The 16,907-nt window shown below is 59.3% G+C and carries 14 protein-coding genes and 1 tRNA gene; 14 read left to right on the top strand and 1 reads right to left on the bottom strand.

Features of this window, described 5'->3' with window-relative positions:
- Positions 1 to 5 precede the first annotated feature (5 nt).
- From DXC18_RS04640 to DXC18_RS04620, 5 genes are all read left to right on the top strand, one after another.
- On the top strand, positions 6 to 1,085 hold the full coding sequence (locus tag DXC18_RS04640) for a branched-chain amino acid ABC transporter permease (protein ID WP_117716461.1): 1,080 nt from the start codon (positions 6 to 8) through the stop codon (positions 1,083 to 1,085).
- On the top strand, positions 1,075 to 1,935 hold the full coding sequence (locus tag DXC18_RS04635) for an ABC transporter ATP-binding protein (protein WP_117716460.1): 861 nt from the start codon (positions 1,075 to 1,077) through the stop codon (positions 1,933 to 1,935). Before DXC18_RS04640 ends, DXC18_RS04635 begins: the two co-directional genes overlap by 11 nt.
- Before the next feature lie 12 nt (positions 1,936 to 1,947).
- Positions 1,948 to 2,649 carry an ABC transporter ATP-binding protein gene (locus DXC18_RS04630; protein WP_035137222.1) on the top strand — a complete coding sequence of 234 codons (702 nt, stop codon included), beginning with the start codon at positions 1,948 to 1,950 and terminating at the stop codon, positions 2,647 to 2,649.
- Positions 2,650 to 2,975: 326 nt separating this feature from the next.
- Complete coding sequence (locus DXC18_RS04625) at positions 2,976 to 3,653, top strand: copper homeostasis protein CutC (RefSeq protein WP_117582915.1); 678 nt, start codon at positions 2,976 to 2,978, stop codon at positions 3,651 to 3,653.
- A 3-nt stretch (positions 3,654 to 3,656) separates the two neighbouring features.
- Positions 3,657 to 4,454: a DUF4931 domain-containing protein gene (locus tag DXC18_RS04620; RefSeq protein WP_117716459.1), complete on the top strand. Its 798-nt coding sequence runs from the start codon at positions 3,657 to 3,659 to the stop codon at positions 4,452 to 4,454.
- Between the two features lie 30 nt (positions 4,455 to 4,484).
- On the opposite strand, the gene DXC18_RS04615 is transcribed toward DXC18_RS04620, so the two are convergent.
- The gene (locus DXC18_RS04615; RefSeq protein WP_117582917.1) at positions 4,485 to 5,483 is read right to left on the bottom strand and encodes a bile acid:sodium symporter family protein; all 999 of its coding nucleotides are present in this window, start codon (positions 5,481 to 5,483) and stop codon (positions 4,485 to 4,487) included.
- Positions 5,484 to 5,758: 275 nt separating this feature from the next.
- Here DXC18_RS04615 and recJ point away from each other — a divergent pair, with 275 nt between their 5' ends.
- The 9 genes from recJ (at position 5,759) to rplT (ending at position 16,611) form a co-directional block, all read left to right on the top strand.
- Complete coding sequence (gene recJ, locus DXC18_RS04610; RefSeq protein ID WP_117716458.1) at positions 5,759 to 9,046, top strand: single-stranded-DNA-specific exonuclease RecJ; 3,288 nt, start codon at positions 5,759 to 5,761, stop codon at positions 9,044 to 9,046.
- A 15-nt stretch (positions 9,047 to 9,061) separates the two neighbouring features.
- Complete coding sequence (locus DXC18_RS04605) at positions 9,062 to 11,422, top strand: bifunctional (p)ppGpp synthetase/guanosine-3',5'-bis(diphosphate) 3'-pyrophosphohydrolase (protein ID WP_117582919.1); 2,361 nt, start codon at positions 9,062 to 9,064, stop codon at positions 11,420 to 11,422.
- An 84-nt stretch (positions 11,423 to 11,506) separates the two neighbouring features.
- On the top strand, positions 11,507 to 12,190 hold the full coding sequence (locus DXC18_RS04600; protein ID WP_117629661.1) for an MBL fold metallo-hydrolase: 684 nt from the start codon (positions 11,507 to 11,509) through the stop codon (positions 12,188 to 12,190).
- Positions 12,191 to 12,384: 194 nt separating this feature from the next.
- Complete coding sequence (gene fba / locus DXC18_RS04595) at positions 12,385 to 13,251, top strand: class II fructose-1,6-bisphosphate aldolase (protein ID WP_035137086.1); 867 nt, start codon at positions 12,385 to 12,387, stop codon at positions 13,249 to 13,251.
- 353 nt (positions 13,252 to 13,604) lie between these two features.
- Entirely contained in the window at positions 13,605 to 15,038 is a 1,434-nt protein-coding gene (locus DXC18_RS04590; RefSeq protein WP_117582921.1) for a transglutaminase-like domain-containing protein, read from the top strand.
- 39 nt (positions 15,039 to 15,077) lie between these two features.
- Positions 15,078 to 15,164 (top strand) — tRNA-Leu (locus DXC18_RS04585).
- A 247-nt stretch (positions 15,165 to 15,411) separates the two neighbouring features.
- A complete protein-coding gene (gene infC, locus DXC18_RS04580; protein WP_006234423.1) occupies positions 15,412 to 15,981 on the top strand; it encodes a translation initiation factor IF-3 in 570 nt (189 codons plus the stop codon).
- 32 nt (positions 15,982 to 16,013) lie between these two features.
- Positions 16,014 to 16,205, top strand: a complete 192-nt coding sequence (gene rpmI, locus DXC18_RS04575; protein WP_006234422.1) for a 50S ribosomal protein L35 — start codon at positions 16,014 to 16,016, stop codon at positions 16,203 to 16,205.
- A 46-nt stretch (positions 16,206 to 16,251) separates the two neighbouring features.
- Positions 16,252 to 16,611, top strand: a complete 360-nt coding sequence (rplT, locus tag DXC18_RS04570) for a 50S ribosomal protein L20 (protein WP_006234421.1) — start codon at positions 16,252 to 16,254, stop codon at positions 16,609 to 16,611.
- Positions 16,612 to 16,907: the final 296 nt, after the last annotated feature.

Here is a 16,907-nt window from a genome sequence, read left to right as displayed (position 1 = left end):
GCGCTATGAAGTTCCTTAAAGACAAGCAGACGCGTCACGACTTTGTCACGTACGCCATGTGCATCGTGGCATTCGCCATCGTGTTCTTTATGCAGTCCAACCATATGATCCCGCGCATGATCGCCGGCCAGTTGGTTCCCATCACGGCCTACATCGTTATGGCCATCTCCCTTAACCTCGTCGTCGGCATCGCGGGCGACTTGTCGCTGGGCCACGCGGGCTTTATGAGCGTCGGCGCCTATACAGGCATCGTTACCGCGGTCGCCCTCGAGAGCGCCGTTCCCTCCGATCCGATACGTCTTGTCATCAGCATCGTGGTCGGCGCCATCGCTGCCGCCATCCTGGGCTTCTTGATCGGCATCCCGGTCCTTCGCCTGAGCGGCGATTACCTGGCTATCGTGACGCTGGCCTTTGGCGAGATTATCAAAGAGATCGTCACCTGCCTTATCGTGGGCGTCGACTCCCACGGCCTGCATGTGATCTTTAACATCACGGGCAACTCCACGATCGACGACCTGCACCTGCTCGAGGACGGCACCGCCATCATCAAGGGCGCCCAGGGCGCCTCGGGCGTGTCGACGTACTCGACCTTCCTTGCCGGTGCCATCTTGGTCATGGTCGCACTCGTGATCGTGCTCAACCTGGTGCGCAGCCGTACCGGCCGTGCCATCATGGCCGTGCGCGATAACAAGATTGCAGCCGAGTCCGTGGGCATCTCCGTCACCGAGTACCGCATGATCGCCTTCGTGGTTTCCGCCGCTCTCGCCGGCGCTGCCGGAGCCCTCTTCGGCGGCAACTTCTCGCAGCTCTCCGCCACTAAGTTCGACTTCAACACGTCGATTCTGATTCTGGTGTTCGTGGTCTTGGGCGGTCTGGGCAATATGCGCGGCTCCGTCATCGCAGCGGCGTTGCTCACGGTACTTCCCGAGCTGCTCCGTCAGTTCTCGGACTACCGCATGCTCATCTATGCCATCGTGCTGATCCTGGTCATGATCTTTACCAACAACCCGCAGCTTAAAGCGTTCTTCGGTCGCGTCAAGGACCGTTTTGCTTCCAAGAAGGAGGTGGCAGCCGATGCCCAGTAAATTTGAGTTCAACAAGGGCAAGATGGTCCCGTATCCTTCTGGCGCCATCGTTCCCGATCGCGATCTGGGCCAGCGCCCGGCGCTCGAGTGCATCCACCTGGGCATTGAGTTCGGTGGCCTTAAGGCAGTCGACGACTTTAGCCTGACTATCGGCAAGACCGAGATCGCCGGCCTGATTGGCCCCAATGGTGCCGGTAAGACCACGGTCTTCAACCTGCTCACCAAGGTGTACCAGCCCACGCACGGCACCATCCTGCTCGACGGTGAGGACACCTCGGGCAAGTCGGTCTATCAGGTCAACCGCATGGGCATCGCCCGTACGTTCCAAAACATCCGCCTGTTCAACACCATGACGGTGGAGGACAACGTCAAGGTCGGTCTGCACAACCAGGAGCGCTATTCCGGTTTTGAGGGCGTGCTGCGCCTGCCGACGTACTGGAAGCACGAGAAGGACGCCCATGAGCGTGCCATGGAGCTGCTGTCCATCTTTGATATGGAGCATCTGGCAAGCGAACAGGCCGGCTCGCTGCCTTACGGCGCTCAGCGCCGCCTGGAGATCGTCCGCGCGCTTGCCACCAACCCCAAGCTGCTGCTGCTCGACGAGCCTGCCGCCGGCATGAACCCGTCCGAGACCGCCGAGCTCATGGAGAACATCGTCAAGATTCGCGACACCTTTGGCATTGCCATCATGCTTATCGAGCATGATATGTCGCTCGTCATGAACATCTGCGAGGGCATCTGCGTGCTCAACTTTGGTAAGGTTATCGCCAAGGGCACGGCCGAGGAAATCCAGAACAACGATGCCGTTATCGAGGCATATCTGGGCAAGCAGGATAAGGGGGAGAACTAAATGGCAGAGCCGATGCTTTCCGTCTACAACATCAACGTCTGGTACGGCGCCATCCACGCCATCAAGGACATCTCCTTTAACGTCAACGAGGGCGAGATCGTGGCCCTGATCGGTGCGAACGGTGCCGGCAAGTCCACAACGCTCAAGACGGTCTCGGGCCTGCTGCGCTCTAAGACCGGCTCCATCAAGTTTATGGGCGAGGACATTACCCATACGCCCGCTGATAAGCTGGTTGGTAAGGGCCTGGCTCAGGTTCCCGAGGGACGTCGCGCCTTTTTGCAGATGACGGTCGAGGAGAACCTGGAGATGGGTGCCTATACGCAGCCCAAGTCCACGGTGGCTCCGGGCCTGGAGCGCGTCTACGAGCAGTTCCCGCGCCTGAAGGAACGTCGTCGCCAGGTCGCCGGCACCCTTTCAGGCGGCGAGCAGCAGATGCTCGTTATGGGGCGCGCCCTTATGAGTAACCCCAAGCTGCTCATGCTTGACGAGCCTTCCATGGGCCTGGCGCCGATTCTGATTGAGCAGATCTTCCAGATTGTCGAGGACCTGCACAAGGCCGGCACCACGGTGCTTCTGGTCGAGCAGAACGCGCAGATGGCGCTCTCGATCGCCACGCGTGGCTACGTGCTCGAGACCGGCAAGATCACCATGACCGGCACCGGCCAAGAGCTCCTGCACGACGATAACGTGCGTAAAGCCTACCTGGGCGGTTAACTAGTTACGCGGTTTTACCAAACCGCTTAACGGCTCGACGCTGCAAGCCCGCCAGAGCGGCAATCTGCCTTTCAACTTCGGCGGCATGACCAGAAGGTCAATGCCGCCTCGTTTCAAGGCACCTTGCTCGCTCTGGCGGGTTTTCGCTGTCGTTGCCAAAACATCGACGTTGTGGCAGATGCCAACGACTATTCCCTTTAAGTTGCGGTGGAATAGGGACTAAATGGGAGCCTCAGAGGTCAAAAGAGTCCTTATTCCACCGCAACTTCATGGGGGTGTGTGACAATGCCCGTCGGAAAACATCTGCTGTCTTTGGGGGTCTATCTATGCTGTACGAGTTTTGTGCCGAGAACTTTGAGCGTGTGCCGGCGGCTATCGATGCCGGTGCTAAGCGCATCGAGTTGTGCGACAACCTTGCCGTTGGTGGCACTACGCCCTCGGCCGGCGTTATCAGCACTACGGTCAGCTATGCTCACGAGCATGACGCGCGAGTGATGTGCATGATTCGCCCGCGTGGCGGTGACTTTCACTACAATCAGGACGAGCTGCGCATGATGGAGATGGACTTGGGTCTTGCCGTGAGCGCCGGCGTTGACGGCCTGGTCTTTGGCTGCTGCAAGCCCTGTGCCGGCGGCTGGGCGCTCGACGAGCTCACCCTCGGCGCCCTCGTGATGGCTACGGGCTGCGCGACCGAGGAGTGCAAGCGCGGGGTCATCGATATCACCTTCCACATGGCCTTTGACCAGCTCTCGCTCGAGGCTCAGCTCGATGCCATTGACACACTCGCCGACTGCGGCATCACGCGCATCCTGACGCATGGTGGTGCTGCCGGAACGCCGATCGAGGACAACCTGGAGCACCTGTCGCGTCTTGTCGAGTATGCGGGCGACCGCCTGACCATTCTTCCCGGTGGCGGCATTTCCACGGCCAATCGCGATACCGTGGCGGCGGCACTGGGCGTCTCCGAACTCCATGGCACCAAGATCGTGCCGCTGGAGGTATAACCCGTGGCGCTGGTATTTGACGTCCAGCAGGCGAGCGGTAAGCCCGACGATAATCGTCGCCATGGCACCGCGTGCCCCTTTTGTGACACGGAGGGGCTCGCCAACATCATCCAGCGCGATGGTGACTGCATCTGGCTCGAGAATAGGTTCAAGACCTTGCGCGCCACCCGTCAAACCGTGTTGATTGAATCGGCAGATCACGATGCCGACTTGGTGACCTATGAGCCGGATGAACTCCACCATGTGATGCGGTTTGCTCTGGGCTGTTGGCAGCAGATGATCGATTCCCAGCAGTACCGCAGTGTACTCATGTATAAGAACAAAGGTCCGCTTTCGGGCGGCAGCCTCGTCCATCCACACATGCAGATTGTGGGCTTGGAACAGGAGGACGGCTATGCGGCGCTGACCTTAGCCAACTTTGAAGGCATCGCTGTCTGGCAGCAGGGGAGAATCTCGGTCAACATCTCAACCGAACCGATTATGGGATTCTTTGAGGTCAACGTCTCGGCTCCACAGGGAATCGCCGCCAGCGACGACGCCCGCGACCAAGCCGAAGCGGACCTGTTTGCCGATGCGATTCAGGTGGCCCTGCGCTATATCCTGCACGAGCACCACGGCGGCCGCGCGGAGTCGTACAACTTGTTCTTCTACCACATGGACGGCCGGACCATTGCCAAGGCGCTTCCGCGTTGGGTGGTTTCGCCCTACTTTGTCGGCTATCGTTTGGCCCAGGTTAATGCCGAGACCACGCTCGATATCGATGCTGATCGCCTGCGTGCGCATCTGGAAACGCTCGTATAGCAAGACTAACACCCGCGTAACGCGGACGGTCTAGCGTCCCATGGCGTCGCGGCCGGCCTCGACGCGCTTGCGTTGGGCGGCGCGCTCCTCGCCGGTCAGTCGCTCAAAGAGATGTCCGATAACCGAGGCGAGCACCTGCTGAAACAGCGTTCCGCACATGACGGGAAACACGACTTCGCCTGGAAAGTACTGCGTGGCGATGACGGCGCCCGAAGAGATGTTACGCATGCCGCAGGTAAAGCACATGGTGGTCGTCTCGCTATACGGCAGGTGCAACGCACGGGCGACCAGAAAACCGACGACAAAGCCGCTGATGGCGAAGACCAAAATAAAGAGGGCGACTTCCAAGCGCTCAACATTCATGTGCAACACGTACTCGCTCATGGCGGTGGAGTTGGACGCGATGACCCCCATCATCATGAACTTGCAGGCGGGCGAAAGCGCGGGGGAGAGTTTCTCATGTCCCCATCCGCGCGTGAGCTCGTTGATCACGATGCCGAACACGGCAGGGATGGCGATCATAAAGGCCGTGTTCTGCATCATGCCCGGAACATCGATTGCGACGGTGGCACCCAGCAGGAGCTTCAGCGTGAGCGGAATCGTCACGGGCGAGATGACCGAGGACGTCAGGATGATGGTGAGCGCGAGCGGGCCGTTGCCGCCGAACATGCTAATCCACATAAAGGCGGTGACTGCCACGGGTACGCTGTACTCGAGCGCGATGCCGCAGACAAGGTTTGGGTTGGAACCAAAGAACAGTGAGCTCATGGCATACGCCGCGATGGGGATGAGCACGGCCGAGACAAATAACGCCAAAATCAAATGTAGGGGACGGCGGAACACCTCGGCCACCTGGTGAAAGGTGTTGCTGAGCGCACCTTGGAACGTCATAAAGGCAAACAGGGCGGGAACGATGGGCTTGAGCACGCCGATCTGCCGGGGAAAGAGCACGCCGAGCGTCACGCAAATCGGAACGATGACCTGCATGTGCCCCGCAAGAAACTTGCCCAGTCCAACCCATTGCTTCATATGCTCTTGTGACTCCCTTTGCTCGTGAATCCGTTTTGAATGGATATGCTAGACGCTCGCATGCGTCCGTGCGTCAGAAACGCTCGATTATTTCGAGGGTATTACCGCCCTCGTTTATCGAAACCGCGGCGTGCTGGACGTTGTGCGTCCGCGCTGCACGGTATAATAAATCCGTTCAACAGATCTGCCTGCCGAAGCGGGTATACACAGAGGACTCATCGCTATGAACCGTGAGAGGTATCGCGGCGACCTGCCCCTATCGGGGGTGGGCGCCTATGTCATCGCTTAAGACGACGCATCGCTGGGCAGTCGCTCGGCAAAACCCCGAGCTCGAAAAGGAGCTTTCGGCTGGCCTGGGCATACCCGGGCTGGTGGCGCGCATTATGGTTGCGCACGGCATAACATCCATCGAGGAAGGCCAGCTGTTTTTGACGCCTTCGCTCGATCGCGACTGGGCCGACCCACTCATTATTCCGGGCATGGCGGTCGTTGCCGACCGCGTCGAGCGCGCTATTCGCAACCACGAGCACATCGCGGTCTTTGGCGATTTTGACGTCGACGGCATTACGTCGACTTGTCTGTTGACCGAGGCGCTACGTTCGTTTGGCGCCAACGTCACGCCGTTTATTCCGCATCGCTTTGACGAGGGCTACGGCCTGTCGCGTGCGGCGCTCGACCGCGTCAACGAGCTCGCCCAACCCAACCTGATCGTGACCGTCGATAACGGCATTGCCGCCAAGGAGGAGGTCTCCTATCTGGAGAGCCTGGGGATCGATTTGGTGGTCACGGACCATCACGAGCCGTCCGACCAGGTGCCGCAGGGCGTGCCCCTGACCGACCCCAAGCTCGAGGACGAGGGTCCCTCGCGCGAGCTTGCCGGTGCCGGTGTGGCGCTCAAGCTGGTGCAGGTCCTGGGCGAGCGTTTGGGCAAGCCGTCGTATTGGCGTTCGCTGATCGAGGTCGCGGCGCTGGGCACCGTGTCCGACATGATGCCGCTCACGCCCGAGAATCGCGCACTGGTCGCCGAGGGCATCCAACAGATGCGCGTGACGGCCCGTCCCGGCTATATCGCGCTTGCCGCACTTGCCAAGGCCGACCTTTCTACCATTACGGCCGACGGCCTGTCGTTTTCGCTCATCCCTCGTCTGAATGCTGCCGGCCGCATGGCTGATCCCAAGCTGGCGCTCGACCTGCTGCTTGCCCGCGATCCTATCGAGGCAAGTGCACTGGCAGCCGAGCTCGAGGAAATCAACCGTCAGCGCCGCGAGATCGAGGCGGAGCTCACACGCGACGCCATGGCAAAGGTCGAGGAGACCTATGACGGCGGTCGCGCAATCGTCGTGGGTGGCGAGGGCTGGCACGAGGGCGTCAAGGGTATCGTAGCGAGCCGCCTGACCAACCGTTATCACGTGCCGGCGCTGCTCTTCTCGATTGAGGACGGCGTTGCGCGCGGATCGGGTCGCTCGGTGGGCAAGGTCAACCTGTTCGACGCCGTCGAGCGTTGTTCCGACCTGCTGATTCGTCGCGGCGGACATGCCGGTGCGGTGGGTGTGACCATCGAGGCATCCAAGCTCGATGAGTTCCGCCGCCGCCTTTCCGCCGTGCTATCGGAGCTTCCCGCCGAGGACTTTGAAGACACCGACGAGGTCGCCGCCACCGTCGACCTTTCCGAGCTGAATATCGAGACCATCGAGCAGATCTCCCGTCTTGAGCCGTTTGGCCAGGGCAACAAGGTGCCGCTGCTGGCTGCCGAGGGCGTGACGATGTGCGACCGCGCCGTGGTGGGCAAAACCGGCGAGCACATGCGCTTTGTGGCGACCGATGGCGCCGCGAGTGTGCCGGCCATTATGTTCCGCGTGCCGCAAATCGATAAGCTCATCAACTGCGATAGCGCTGTCGACTTGGTGTTCGAGGCCGTTGCCGAGCATTGGCAGGGGCGTGTGAAGCCCAAGCTCATGATCAAGGATGTTCTGGTCCGCGATACCACGCTGCCCAGCGTCGACGATCCGGCATGCGAGCTTCGTCGTGGCGTGCAGCCGGCGGATTCCGGCCTGCGCCTGGAGTCGCGTAAGCGCGAGACGCTCGCCCAGCTTTCCTATACCGAGCTCACGCGTTCGCTTATCCATAGCTTTGTCGGATCGAACCAGCCGCACCGCGCGCAGGTTGAGGCGCTCGATGCCTTGGCCGACCACCAGAGCGTCTTGGCCGTTATGGGAACGGGCCGCGGCAAGTCTCTCATCTTCCATGTACATGCTGCGCGCGAGGCTGTCCTTCGCGGACGTGCGAGCATCTTTGTCTATCCGCTGCGTGCGCTTGTTGCCGACCAGGCCTATCACCTCTCGTCGACGATGGCAGCGCTTGGCATTGGCGTTGGCGTGCTGACCGGCGAGACCGTGGAGGCCGCACGCGATGATGTGTTCGCCGGCCTAGCTTCGGGCCGCACCGGTATCGTGCTCACGACGCCCGAGTTCCTATCTATCCACCGTGACCGCTTCGCGCGTTCGGGCCGCATCGGCTTTGTCGTTATCGATGAGGCGCACCACGCCGGCCTTGCCAAGGGCGGCGACCGCAGCGCCTATCTCGACATGCCCGATATCCTCAAAGCCCTGGGCGACCCGGTTGTTATGGCTGCGACGGCCACCGCGACGGCTCCGGTCGTGGCCGAGCTTGCCCGCATGCTGCCGATTACTCGCACGGTGGTCGACGAGACGGTGCGCGAGAACCTGCAGCTCGAGGACGACCGCGACCTTGCGAGCCGCGAGAATCGTTTGGTGTCGATCGTGGCGACGGGGGAGAAGACCGTCATTTACGTCAATTCGCGCGACCAGTCCGTGGCGCTCGCCAAGACGTTGCGCAAACGCGTGCCAGACTGTGCGACCCATATCGCGTTCTATAACGCCGGGCTCGCGCGTTCCGATCGCCGCCGCGTAGAGGAAGCGTTTCGTGACGGAAACCTCAGTTGCATCGTTTCGACCTCTGCCTTTGGTGAGGGCGTGAACTTGCCCGATATCCGCCATGTCGTGCTCTACCACATGCCCTTTGGCGCCATCGAGTTCAACCAGATGAGCGGACGCGCCGGTCGCGACGGCCAACCTGCCGTGATTCACCTGCTCTATTCGTCGCGTGACGCTCGCATTAACGAGCGCCTACTCGACTGTTACGCGCCCGAGCGCGATGAGCTTGTCACGCTCTATCGAGCGCTGCAGACCATGTGGCGCTCCAACCGTGGCAAGACGGGGGACGATTCATTCTGCGCAAGCGATATCGACATTGCGCAGATGTGCCTTGCCATCGATGCTCGCACGCCGGTCGACGAGCGCTCGGTGGAAAGCGGCCTGGGAATCTTCGAAGAGCTCGGTTTCTGTCGCGTTTCGGGGTTTGACGATACGCGTCGCATCGCGATGGCCGAAAACCCTGGCCGCGTGCAATTGAGCAGGTCAATTCGCTATTTGGAGGGCTTGCGCTCGCGCATGGAGTTCTCGGCTTTCCGGAGCTGGGCGCTCGATTCGTGCGCTTCTGATATGCTAGCCAAAGTTAACCGCCCGATCGTACCGCGGGCCTAGGGGAAGGGGACCTCGATGGATGCCGCAGCCCGTACCGCCCATGATTCCACCCTCCAGCCGTTTTCGGAGATGGAGCACTATAAGCATGCCGATGAGCTGCCGCCCGAGATTATGGCGGACAGCTACGACAAGCTAGAGCGCCTGTGCCTCAAATATATGAATGAGGACGACTTCTCTAAGGTGGAGCAGGCCTATTGCTTTGCTGCCGAGAAGCACTGCAACCAAAAGCGCCGCTCGGGTGAGATGTACATCAACCATCCCGTCGAGGTGGCCATCATTTTGGCCGATCTCAAGATGGACTGCGATGTGGTGTGCGCCGCGCTGTTGCACGATACCGTCGAGGATACCGAGACCTCGCTTGCCGATGTTTCCGGCCTGTTTGGCGATACGGTGGCCGAGCTCGTCGATGGCGTGACCAAGCTCACCAACATCGAAGTCGACAGCATGGACGAGAAGCAGGCCCTCACGCTGCGCAAGATGTTCCTTGCCATGTCCAAGGACATCCGCGTCATTATCGTCAAGCTTGCCGACCGCCTGCATAACATGCGTACGCTGGCGGCCCTTCGCGAGGACCGTCGCCTGTTTAAGGCCCGCGAGACCATGGACGTATACGCGCCCTTGGCCGACCGTCTGGGCATGAGCTCTATCAAGTGGGAACTCGAGGACCTGTCCTTCTTTTACCTGGAGCCCGATGCCTACCAGCGCATCTCGCGCATGGTAGCCGAGTCGCGCGAGGTTCGCGAGCGCTATCTGGCCGAGACTATCAAGACGCTCACCGATGAGCTCAACCGCATTGGCCTGGAGGGCTTTCAGATCAACGGCCGTTCCAAGCACTATTGGTCTATCTATCAAAAGATGAAGCGCAAGGGCAAGGAGTTCTCCGAGATTTACGACCTGGTGGCGCTGCGCGTCATCACCCATTCGGTGCGCGATTGCTATTCCACGCTCGGTGCGGTGCATACGCTGTGGCACCCCATGCCCGGTCGCTTTAAAGACTATATCGCCATGCCCAAGGTCAATAACTACCAATCGCTTCACACGACGGTTATCGGACCCACGGCTCGTCCGCTCGAGATTCAGATTCGAACCTACGAGATGCATGAGCAGGCCGAGTACGGCATTGCCGCCCACTGGCTGTATAAGAAATCGGGCGGATCGTCTGCGTCTAAGACCAATGATGCCCAGCGTCTGGATGACCAGATTAACTGGCTCAAACATTCGCTCGATTGGGCTGCGTCTGATGAGATCACCGACGCCAAGGAATACCTGCATTCGCTGAAGGTCGACCTCTTCGATCAGGAGATTTTCGTCTTTACGCCCAAGGGCGAGGTCATGGCGCTTCGTGCCGGCTCCACGCCGCTCGACTTTGCCTACGCCGTTCACACCGAGGTGGGAAACCACTGCGTCGGCGCTAAGATCAACGGTGCGGTGGCCCCGCTCACGCACGAGATCAAGACGGGCGACCGTGTCGAGATTCTGACCAACAAGAGTTCCAAGCCGTCGCGTGATTGGCTCAAGATCGTTAAGACACCTTCCGCCAAGTCAAAGATCCGCCGTTACTTCGCCGCCGCGACCAAGGACGACGACGCTGCCGCCGGCCGCGATATACTGGCTAAGGACCTGCGCAAGCGCGGATATGGCATCTCTACGCCACGATCCACGCGTGCGCTCAACGCCGTGGCGGAGCAGTTTAACTATAAGCAGCTCGAGGACCTGTTTGCCGCCGTTGGTGCGGGCAAAGTCGCCCCACGTGCCGTTGGCAATAAGGTCGAGCAAATCTTGGACCCCAAACCCGAGGAACAGCTCACCAAGGCCGAGGCTATCGCCGAGGTCGTCAAGCAGCCTGCCCGCGGCTCCAACCGCAAGCCGCAAAAGCGCGGCAAGAGCGCCAGCAACGGCATTATCGTCAAGGGCGAGAGCAACAGCGGCCTGCTGGTCCGTCTGGCCCATTGCTGCAACCCCGTGACGGGCGACGACATCGTCGGCTTCATCACGCGCGGTCGTGGCGTTTCGGTGCATCGCGCCAACTGCCCCAACGTCAAGGGTCTTATGGAGCATCCCGAGCGCATGATCGATGTGGAATGGGACGGCGCTGCCGACACCCTCTTCCAGGTCGAGATCGTGGTCGAGTGCCTGGACCGCATGGGCCTGCTCAAGGATGTCACCATTGCCATTGGCGATGCGGGTGGCAATATCCTTTCTGCCGCCACGTCGACCAACCGCGAGGGTATTGCAACCCTGCGCTTTATGGTCGAGATCTCGGACGCGAGTGGTCTGGATCCGCTGCTGGCCTCTATCAGCAGCGTTGACTCGGTCTACGACGCGCGTCGCTTGATGCCCGGCGAGGGTGGAGCCCAGCTTAAGCGCCGCGTTTAGTCGCGACGAACGTGCCATATTATCGATATTCGCTACACTCGAGGCATCGTTTGATGCCTCGAGTTCTATAGAGAGGAGAGGGACATGAGTGCTGTGTCCTTGGATTTAACTCCCAAGGGATCGGTCGAGATCGAGACGCTCGTAAACGGTCCCATTCAGACCAATAGCTATGCTGTCATTTCGGACAATGAGTGCGTGATTATCGACCCCGCATGGGAAGGCGAGCGCTTGGTGGAGCATATTCGAGCCGAACACCCCGATGTGCAGGTGCTCGGCGCCGTTTGCACGCACGGTCACGCCGACCATGTTGGCGGTGTCGCTGGAGTTCGGGCCGCCGTTGGCGCCGACGTCCTGTACGAGCTGTGTGGCAAGGACGCAGCAGTGCCGCATGCGAATATCGAGGAGCAGCGAGCGATGTGGGGCATCGAGACGCCCGATCCAGGTGAGCCGACGCGGCTGCTTGCCGAGGGCGACACCATTGAGCTGGGCGACATTTGCCTGCAGGTAATTGAGGTGCCCGGGCACACACCGGGCGGCATCGTTCTGTTCGCCGCCACTGAGCAGGGGAACATTGCCTTTGTGGGCGACACGCTATTCCCGGGTGGGCATGGCCGCACCGATCTTTCTGGAGGAGACGAGGCGGCGATCCTGCGCTCGCTCTCCAAGCTCGCCCAGCTTCTCCCGCCCGATACCGTTTGCCTAACCGGCCATGGCGATTCGACCACCATGGCACGCGAGCTCATGCAGAGCCCTTTCATGCAGATGTAGCTTAATAGTCGGCTTTTGAAGCACGAGAAGCGTCCAAACGTCAAGCTATTTTTCCCCAACGGGTCGATTTCGTAGGGCAAACGGTCAAAAAAGTCTGTTTGGACGATATTCGTGAACAAACGAACGTTTATGCTCGGGTGCGCCGTGGTAAAATCTCAGGCGTTATCGGAGCAACCTTACAGGAGGTTTCTTTTATGCTCGTCAACGCAGCAGACATGCTCAAGAAGGCCGAGGCCGGCAAGTACGGTCTTGGTGCCTTCAACACCAACAACCTCGAGTGGACCCTGGCTATTCTCCAGGCCGCCGAGGAGGCCAAGTCTCCGCTGATCCTTCAGTGCACCGCTGGTGCCGCTAAGTGGATGGGCGGTTTCAAGGTCTGCGCCGACATGGTCAAGGCTGCCGTCGAGGCCACGGGCGTTACCGTTCCCGTCGCCCTTCACCTCGATCACGGTTCTTACGAAGACTGCTTCAAGTGCATCGAGGCCGGCTTCACGTCCATCATGTATGACGGCTCTCACGAGGAGACCTTCCAGCTTAACCTCGACCGCACCAAGGAGCTCGTTGAGCTTGCCCACTCCAAGGGCATGTCCATCGAGGCCGAGGTCGGTGGCATCGGCGGCACCGAGGACGGCGTGACCTCCAGCGGCGAGCTCGCTGATCCTGCTGAGTGCAAGCAGATCGCTGACCTGGGCGTCGACTTCCTCGCCTGCGGCATCGGCAACATCCACGGCGTGTACCCCGCCGACTGGGCTGGTCTTTCCTTCGAGCGTCTGGGCGAGATTAAGGCCCAGACCGGTGACCTGCCCCTCGTTCTGCACGGTGGCACCGGCATCCCCGAGGATCAGATCAAGAAGGCCATCTCCCTGGGCATCTCCAAGATCAACGTCAACACTGACCTGCAGCTCGTCTTCGCCAAGGGCGTCCGCGAGTACATCGAGGCTGGCAAGGATCAGCAGGGCAAGGGCTTTGACCCCCGCAAGCTCCTCAAGCCTGGTCGCGACAACATCGTTGCCCGCACCAAGGAGCTCATGGAGGAGTTTGGCTCCGTCAACAAGGCGTAAGTAGCGGTTTAACTTCCCGCCGGAGGCCCCGTTTCCCCTACGCTGTTTCCCTCGCGCTCACCTGGCTTTGCCAGAAGTCGCGCGACGGAATCAGCTCCGGGGAAACGGGGCCTCCTTTGTTAACTCGCTACAGGGTTACTGGGCTGAATTAAAATGGCTACTGGCTTCGCCAGAAGTCGCGCCAAGGAAACGGTTCCGGGGGACGGGGCTTCCTTCGTTTAACGCCGCAGGCTTACAAGTCTGAATTCATTTTTAGAGGTACCGTTTATCGGTGTTGAGAGCTCCTTTATTGGGGCTTTCTTTTTTATCTCGCTACAATGTGCTTCAAGAGTTCTAATGACTTGGAGTTTGGTATGGCTGTTATTGATGTACTGCCTTCGGATGAGAAGGTTATTGACGAGGGCCCTGTTGGTTGCTCTGTCGATGTTTGCTGTGATGATTTTCGCCATCTCGATATTGGGCTAACGCCTGAGATTCTTCGTCTTAAGGATGCCGGATATTTGACGCAGGCTGTTGCTGCCTGCGATCGCCTTTTGGAGCAGAACCCTGAGCCTTCGCTGGCTGCTTGTGTTCGTGCAGAGCGGTATCGCATGCTCGAGACGCCGCTTCATTTTTCGGTGTCGCGTGATCGGGCCATTGCGATGATTCGCGAGGAGTGGCCTGAGTTTACCGAAGAGCAGTTCGATGACCTGATTAATCGTAAGCGTATTGACTGGCGCTTTATCGATGGCGAGCTGTTTGTTCTCGATAACTTCCTCGATTCACTTCGCGTGTACCCCAAGGAGGTCCCGGGTCTGCGTCCCGATTCTACGGATGGAATTGCGCTGCGCAACCAGATGCTCGAGGAGATGGAGTCGCGGGGCGGGCTGTCTCGCGCCATCACGCTTAAGGCATGCGTGTCTGTCCCCGGTGCTTTGGAGGGAGAGACTGTTCGCGCGTGGCTTCCCGTTGCCGCCGCCTGCCGCCAGCAATCTCAGGTCGAGATGCTTGATATGACGCCGGAGGGGGCCGTTGCTCCTGCGAGCGCCTCGGCGCGTACTGCCTCGTGGGTCTCCTTGACTGATCGCTCGTTCTCAGTGACCTATCGCTATCAAATCGATGCCGCTTATCGCGATATCTATGGGGGTGCGCTTCCGGCGCATCCGTGTATGGACGCGCCGCTGCCCGAGGACACCTCCGAGGACCGTCCGCACATTGAGTTCACGCCATATTTACAACAACTGACCGAACATGTCGTTGACGGGCTCGAGGATCCGCTCGATCGCGCCCGTGCTATCTATGATTACCTGACACAGCATATCGACTATCGCTATCAGCCACCGTACCTGCTTTTGGGATCTATTGCCGACGACTGCGCACACTCGCTCCGCGGCGATTGCGGCGTTATGGCGCTCACGTTTATCACCATGTGCCGCATCGCGGGCGTTCCTGCCCGTTGGCAGAGCGGCCTGTATGTTGCGCCCGATTCGGTGGGACCGCACGACTGGGCCGAGTTCTATACACCCCAGACCGGTTGGCTTAACGCCGACGTATCGTTTGGTTCCTCCGCACGCAGGATGGGGGAGGAGTGGCGTCGTCGTCACTACTTTGGCAATCTCGACCCGTGGCGTATGGTGGCCAACGATCGATTCCAGGCTGAGTTTGTGCCTGCTTTCGACGGCATGCGCGAGGATCCCTACGACAACCAGATGGGCGAAGCCTCGGTTAACGGACGCGGGTGCCGCCAGCGTGAGATGCTCCGTTCGGTCGAACTCATCGAAATGCTCGAAGTTCCATTTTCGGACTAATCAACAGAAAGCTGTGATAAACTAACTCACGCATTACGTGCCCGAGTGGCGGAATTGGCAGACGCAGTGGACTCAAAATCCACCGTTGGCAACAACGTGCGAGTTCGAGTCTCGCCTCGGGCACCATACATGCACCTGCGCTTCAAGGGGGTTGCGGCCCCCTTTTTCGTGTACGTAATGTGATAACGCGCGGTACGTGTTATTATTCGCAAGGCGTTGTTCCCGCAATGCCCTAAAGAGGAACCTGAGGGTTCCCACCTTTTGGCGCCAATGAGCAGCTGACTGGTCATACAACTTAGATTCCCTTCCTCATACCGAGGATGTCTATGTGTACGACCTGGTTGCAAAGAAGCGCCGGGTTATTTTTTTATGAATGGAGGTAGGGAAAATAGCTAAGTCTGATGACACCCGCATCAACGACGAGATCACTGCATCTTCGTGCCGTTTGATTGGCGTCGATGGCTCTCAGCTCGGCCTGTTCGCCATCCGCGATGCCCAGCGCGTCGCCGACGATCAGGGTCTCGACCTGGTCGAGATCGCTCCCAACGCGGAGCCGCCGGTCTGCAAGGTCATGGACTACGGTAAGTTCAAGTACCAGCAGGCCATGAAGGCCAAGGCCGCTCGTAAGAACCAGTCCAAGGTCGAGGTCAAGGAAATGAAGTTCCGACCCAAGATCGACGTTGGCGACTACGAGACCAAGAAGGGCCACGTTCTGCGTTTCCTCAAGAAGGGCGCACGCGTTAAGATCACCATCATGTTCCGCGGCCGTGAGATGGCTCACCCGGAGCAGGGTCTTAACGTTCTCGAGCGTCTCGCCGAGGATCTCAAGCCTTACGCTACGGTCGAGTCCAAGCCTAAGATGGAAGGCCGTAACATGCTTATGCTGCTCGCCCCGATTAAGGGCGCCTTCGATGAGGATAAAGCGGCAAGCGATACCAAGTAACTAGTGTTCTGTAACCGATTAAGGAGTATTTCATGCCTAAGATGAAGTCCCACAGCGGCACCAAGAAGCGTTTCCGCAAGACTGGTACCGGCAAGCTTATGCGCGCCAAGGCTTTCAAGAGCCACATCCTGAGCAAGAAGTCCACCAAGCGTAAGCGTGGCTTCCGTCAGGAGACCGAGATTGCCGCTGCCGACCGCAAGGTCATCAAGTCGCGTCTCGCCTAAGTTCGCGTTCCCATTTTTCGTTTTACCGTCTAGGAGTTGATAGAACATGGCACGTATTAAGCGCGCTGTTGCCGCCAAGAAGAAGCGCCGTACCGTTATGCACCGTGCGAAGGGTTACTACGGTGCCGCTTCGCGTACTTACAAGCATGCTAAAGAGCAGGTCCAGCACTCCCTGCAGTATCAGTATCGTGATCGCCGCAACAAGAAGCGCGAGATCCGCTCTCTCTGGATCACCCGTATCAACGCTGCTGCTCGCCTGAACGACATCTCTTACTCTCAGTTCATGCACGGCCTGAAGGTTGCCGGCATCGAGCTCGACCGCAAGGTCCTGGCTCAAATGGCTTACGAGGACATCGAGTCCTTCAACGAGCTGGCTACCATCGCCAAGAAGGCTCTCGAGGCCTAATTGATTCTCTTGAATCGCTAGGGGAGTGTCGCGCTGTGCGCGGCGCTCCCTCTTTTTATCTAAAGCGCTGGTTTATTTAGCAAAAGCGCGGGTAGATAGACAGTTACAGGTGACCGATCTTTATATATCTCTAAACCGAAGGGTCATCATCTGATACGTGCAGTATTTCTGCACCAGCCTTTCTATTTCTTATATAGGAAGCGATACATTGTGTAGGACTTGTGAAGAGTGGAATTGACGTCCCACATCGCTTCGCGGTCTGGCAATATATCTCCTTGCCGCGCGGCCCGGTCGGA

Origin of the sequence: Collinsella sp. OM08-14AT, from assembly GCF_003438115.1 — a bacterium.
Lineage (GTDB): Bacteria > Actinomycetota > Coriobacteriia > Coriobacteriales > Coriobacteriaceae > Collinsella.
This window is presented reverse-complemented; position numbering and strand designations above follow the sequence as displayed.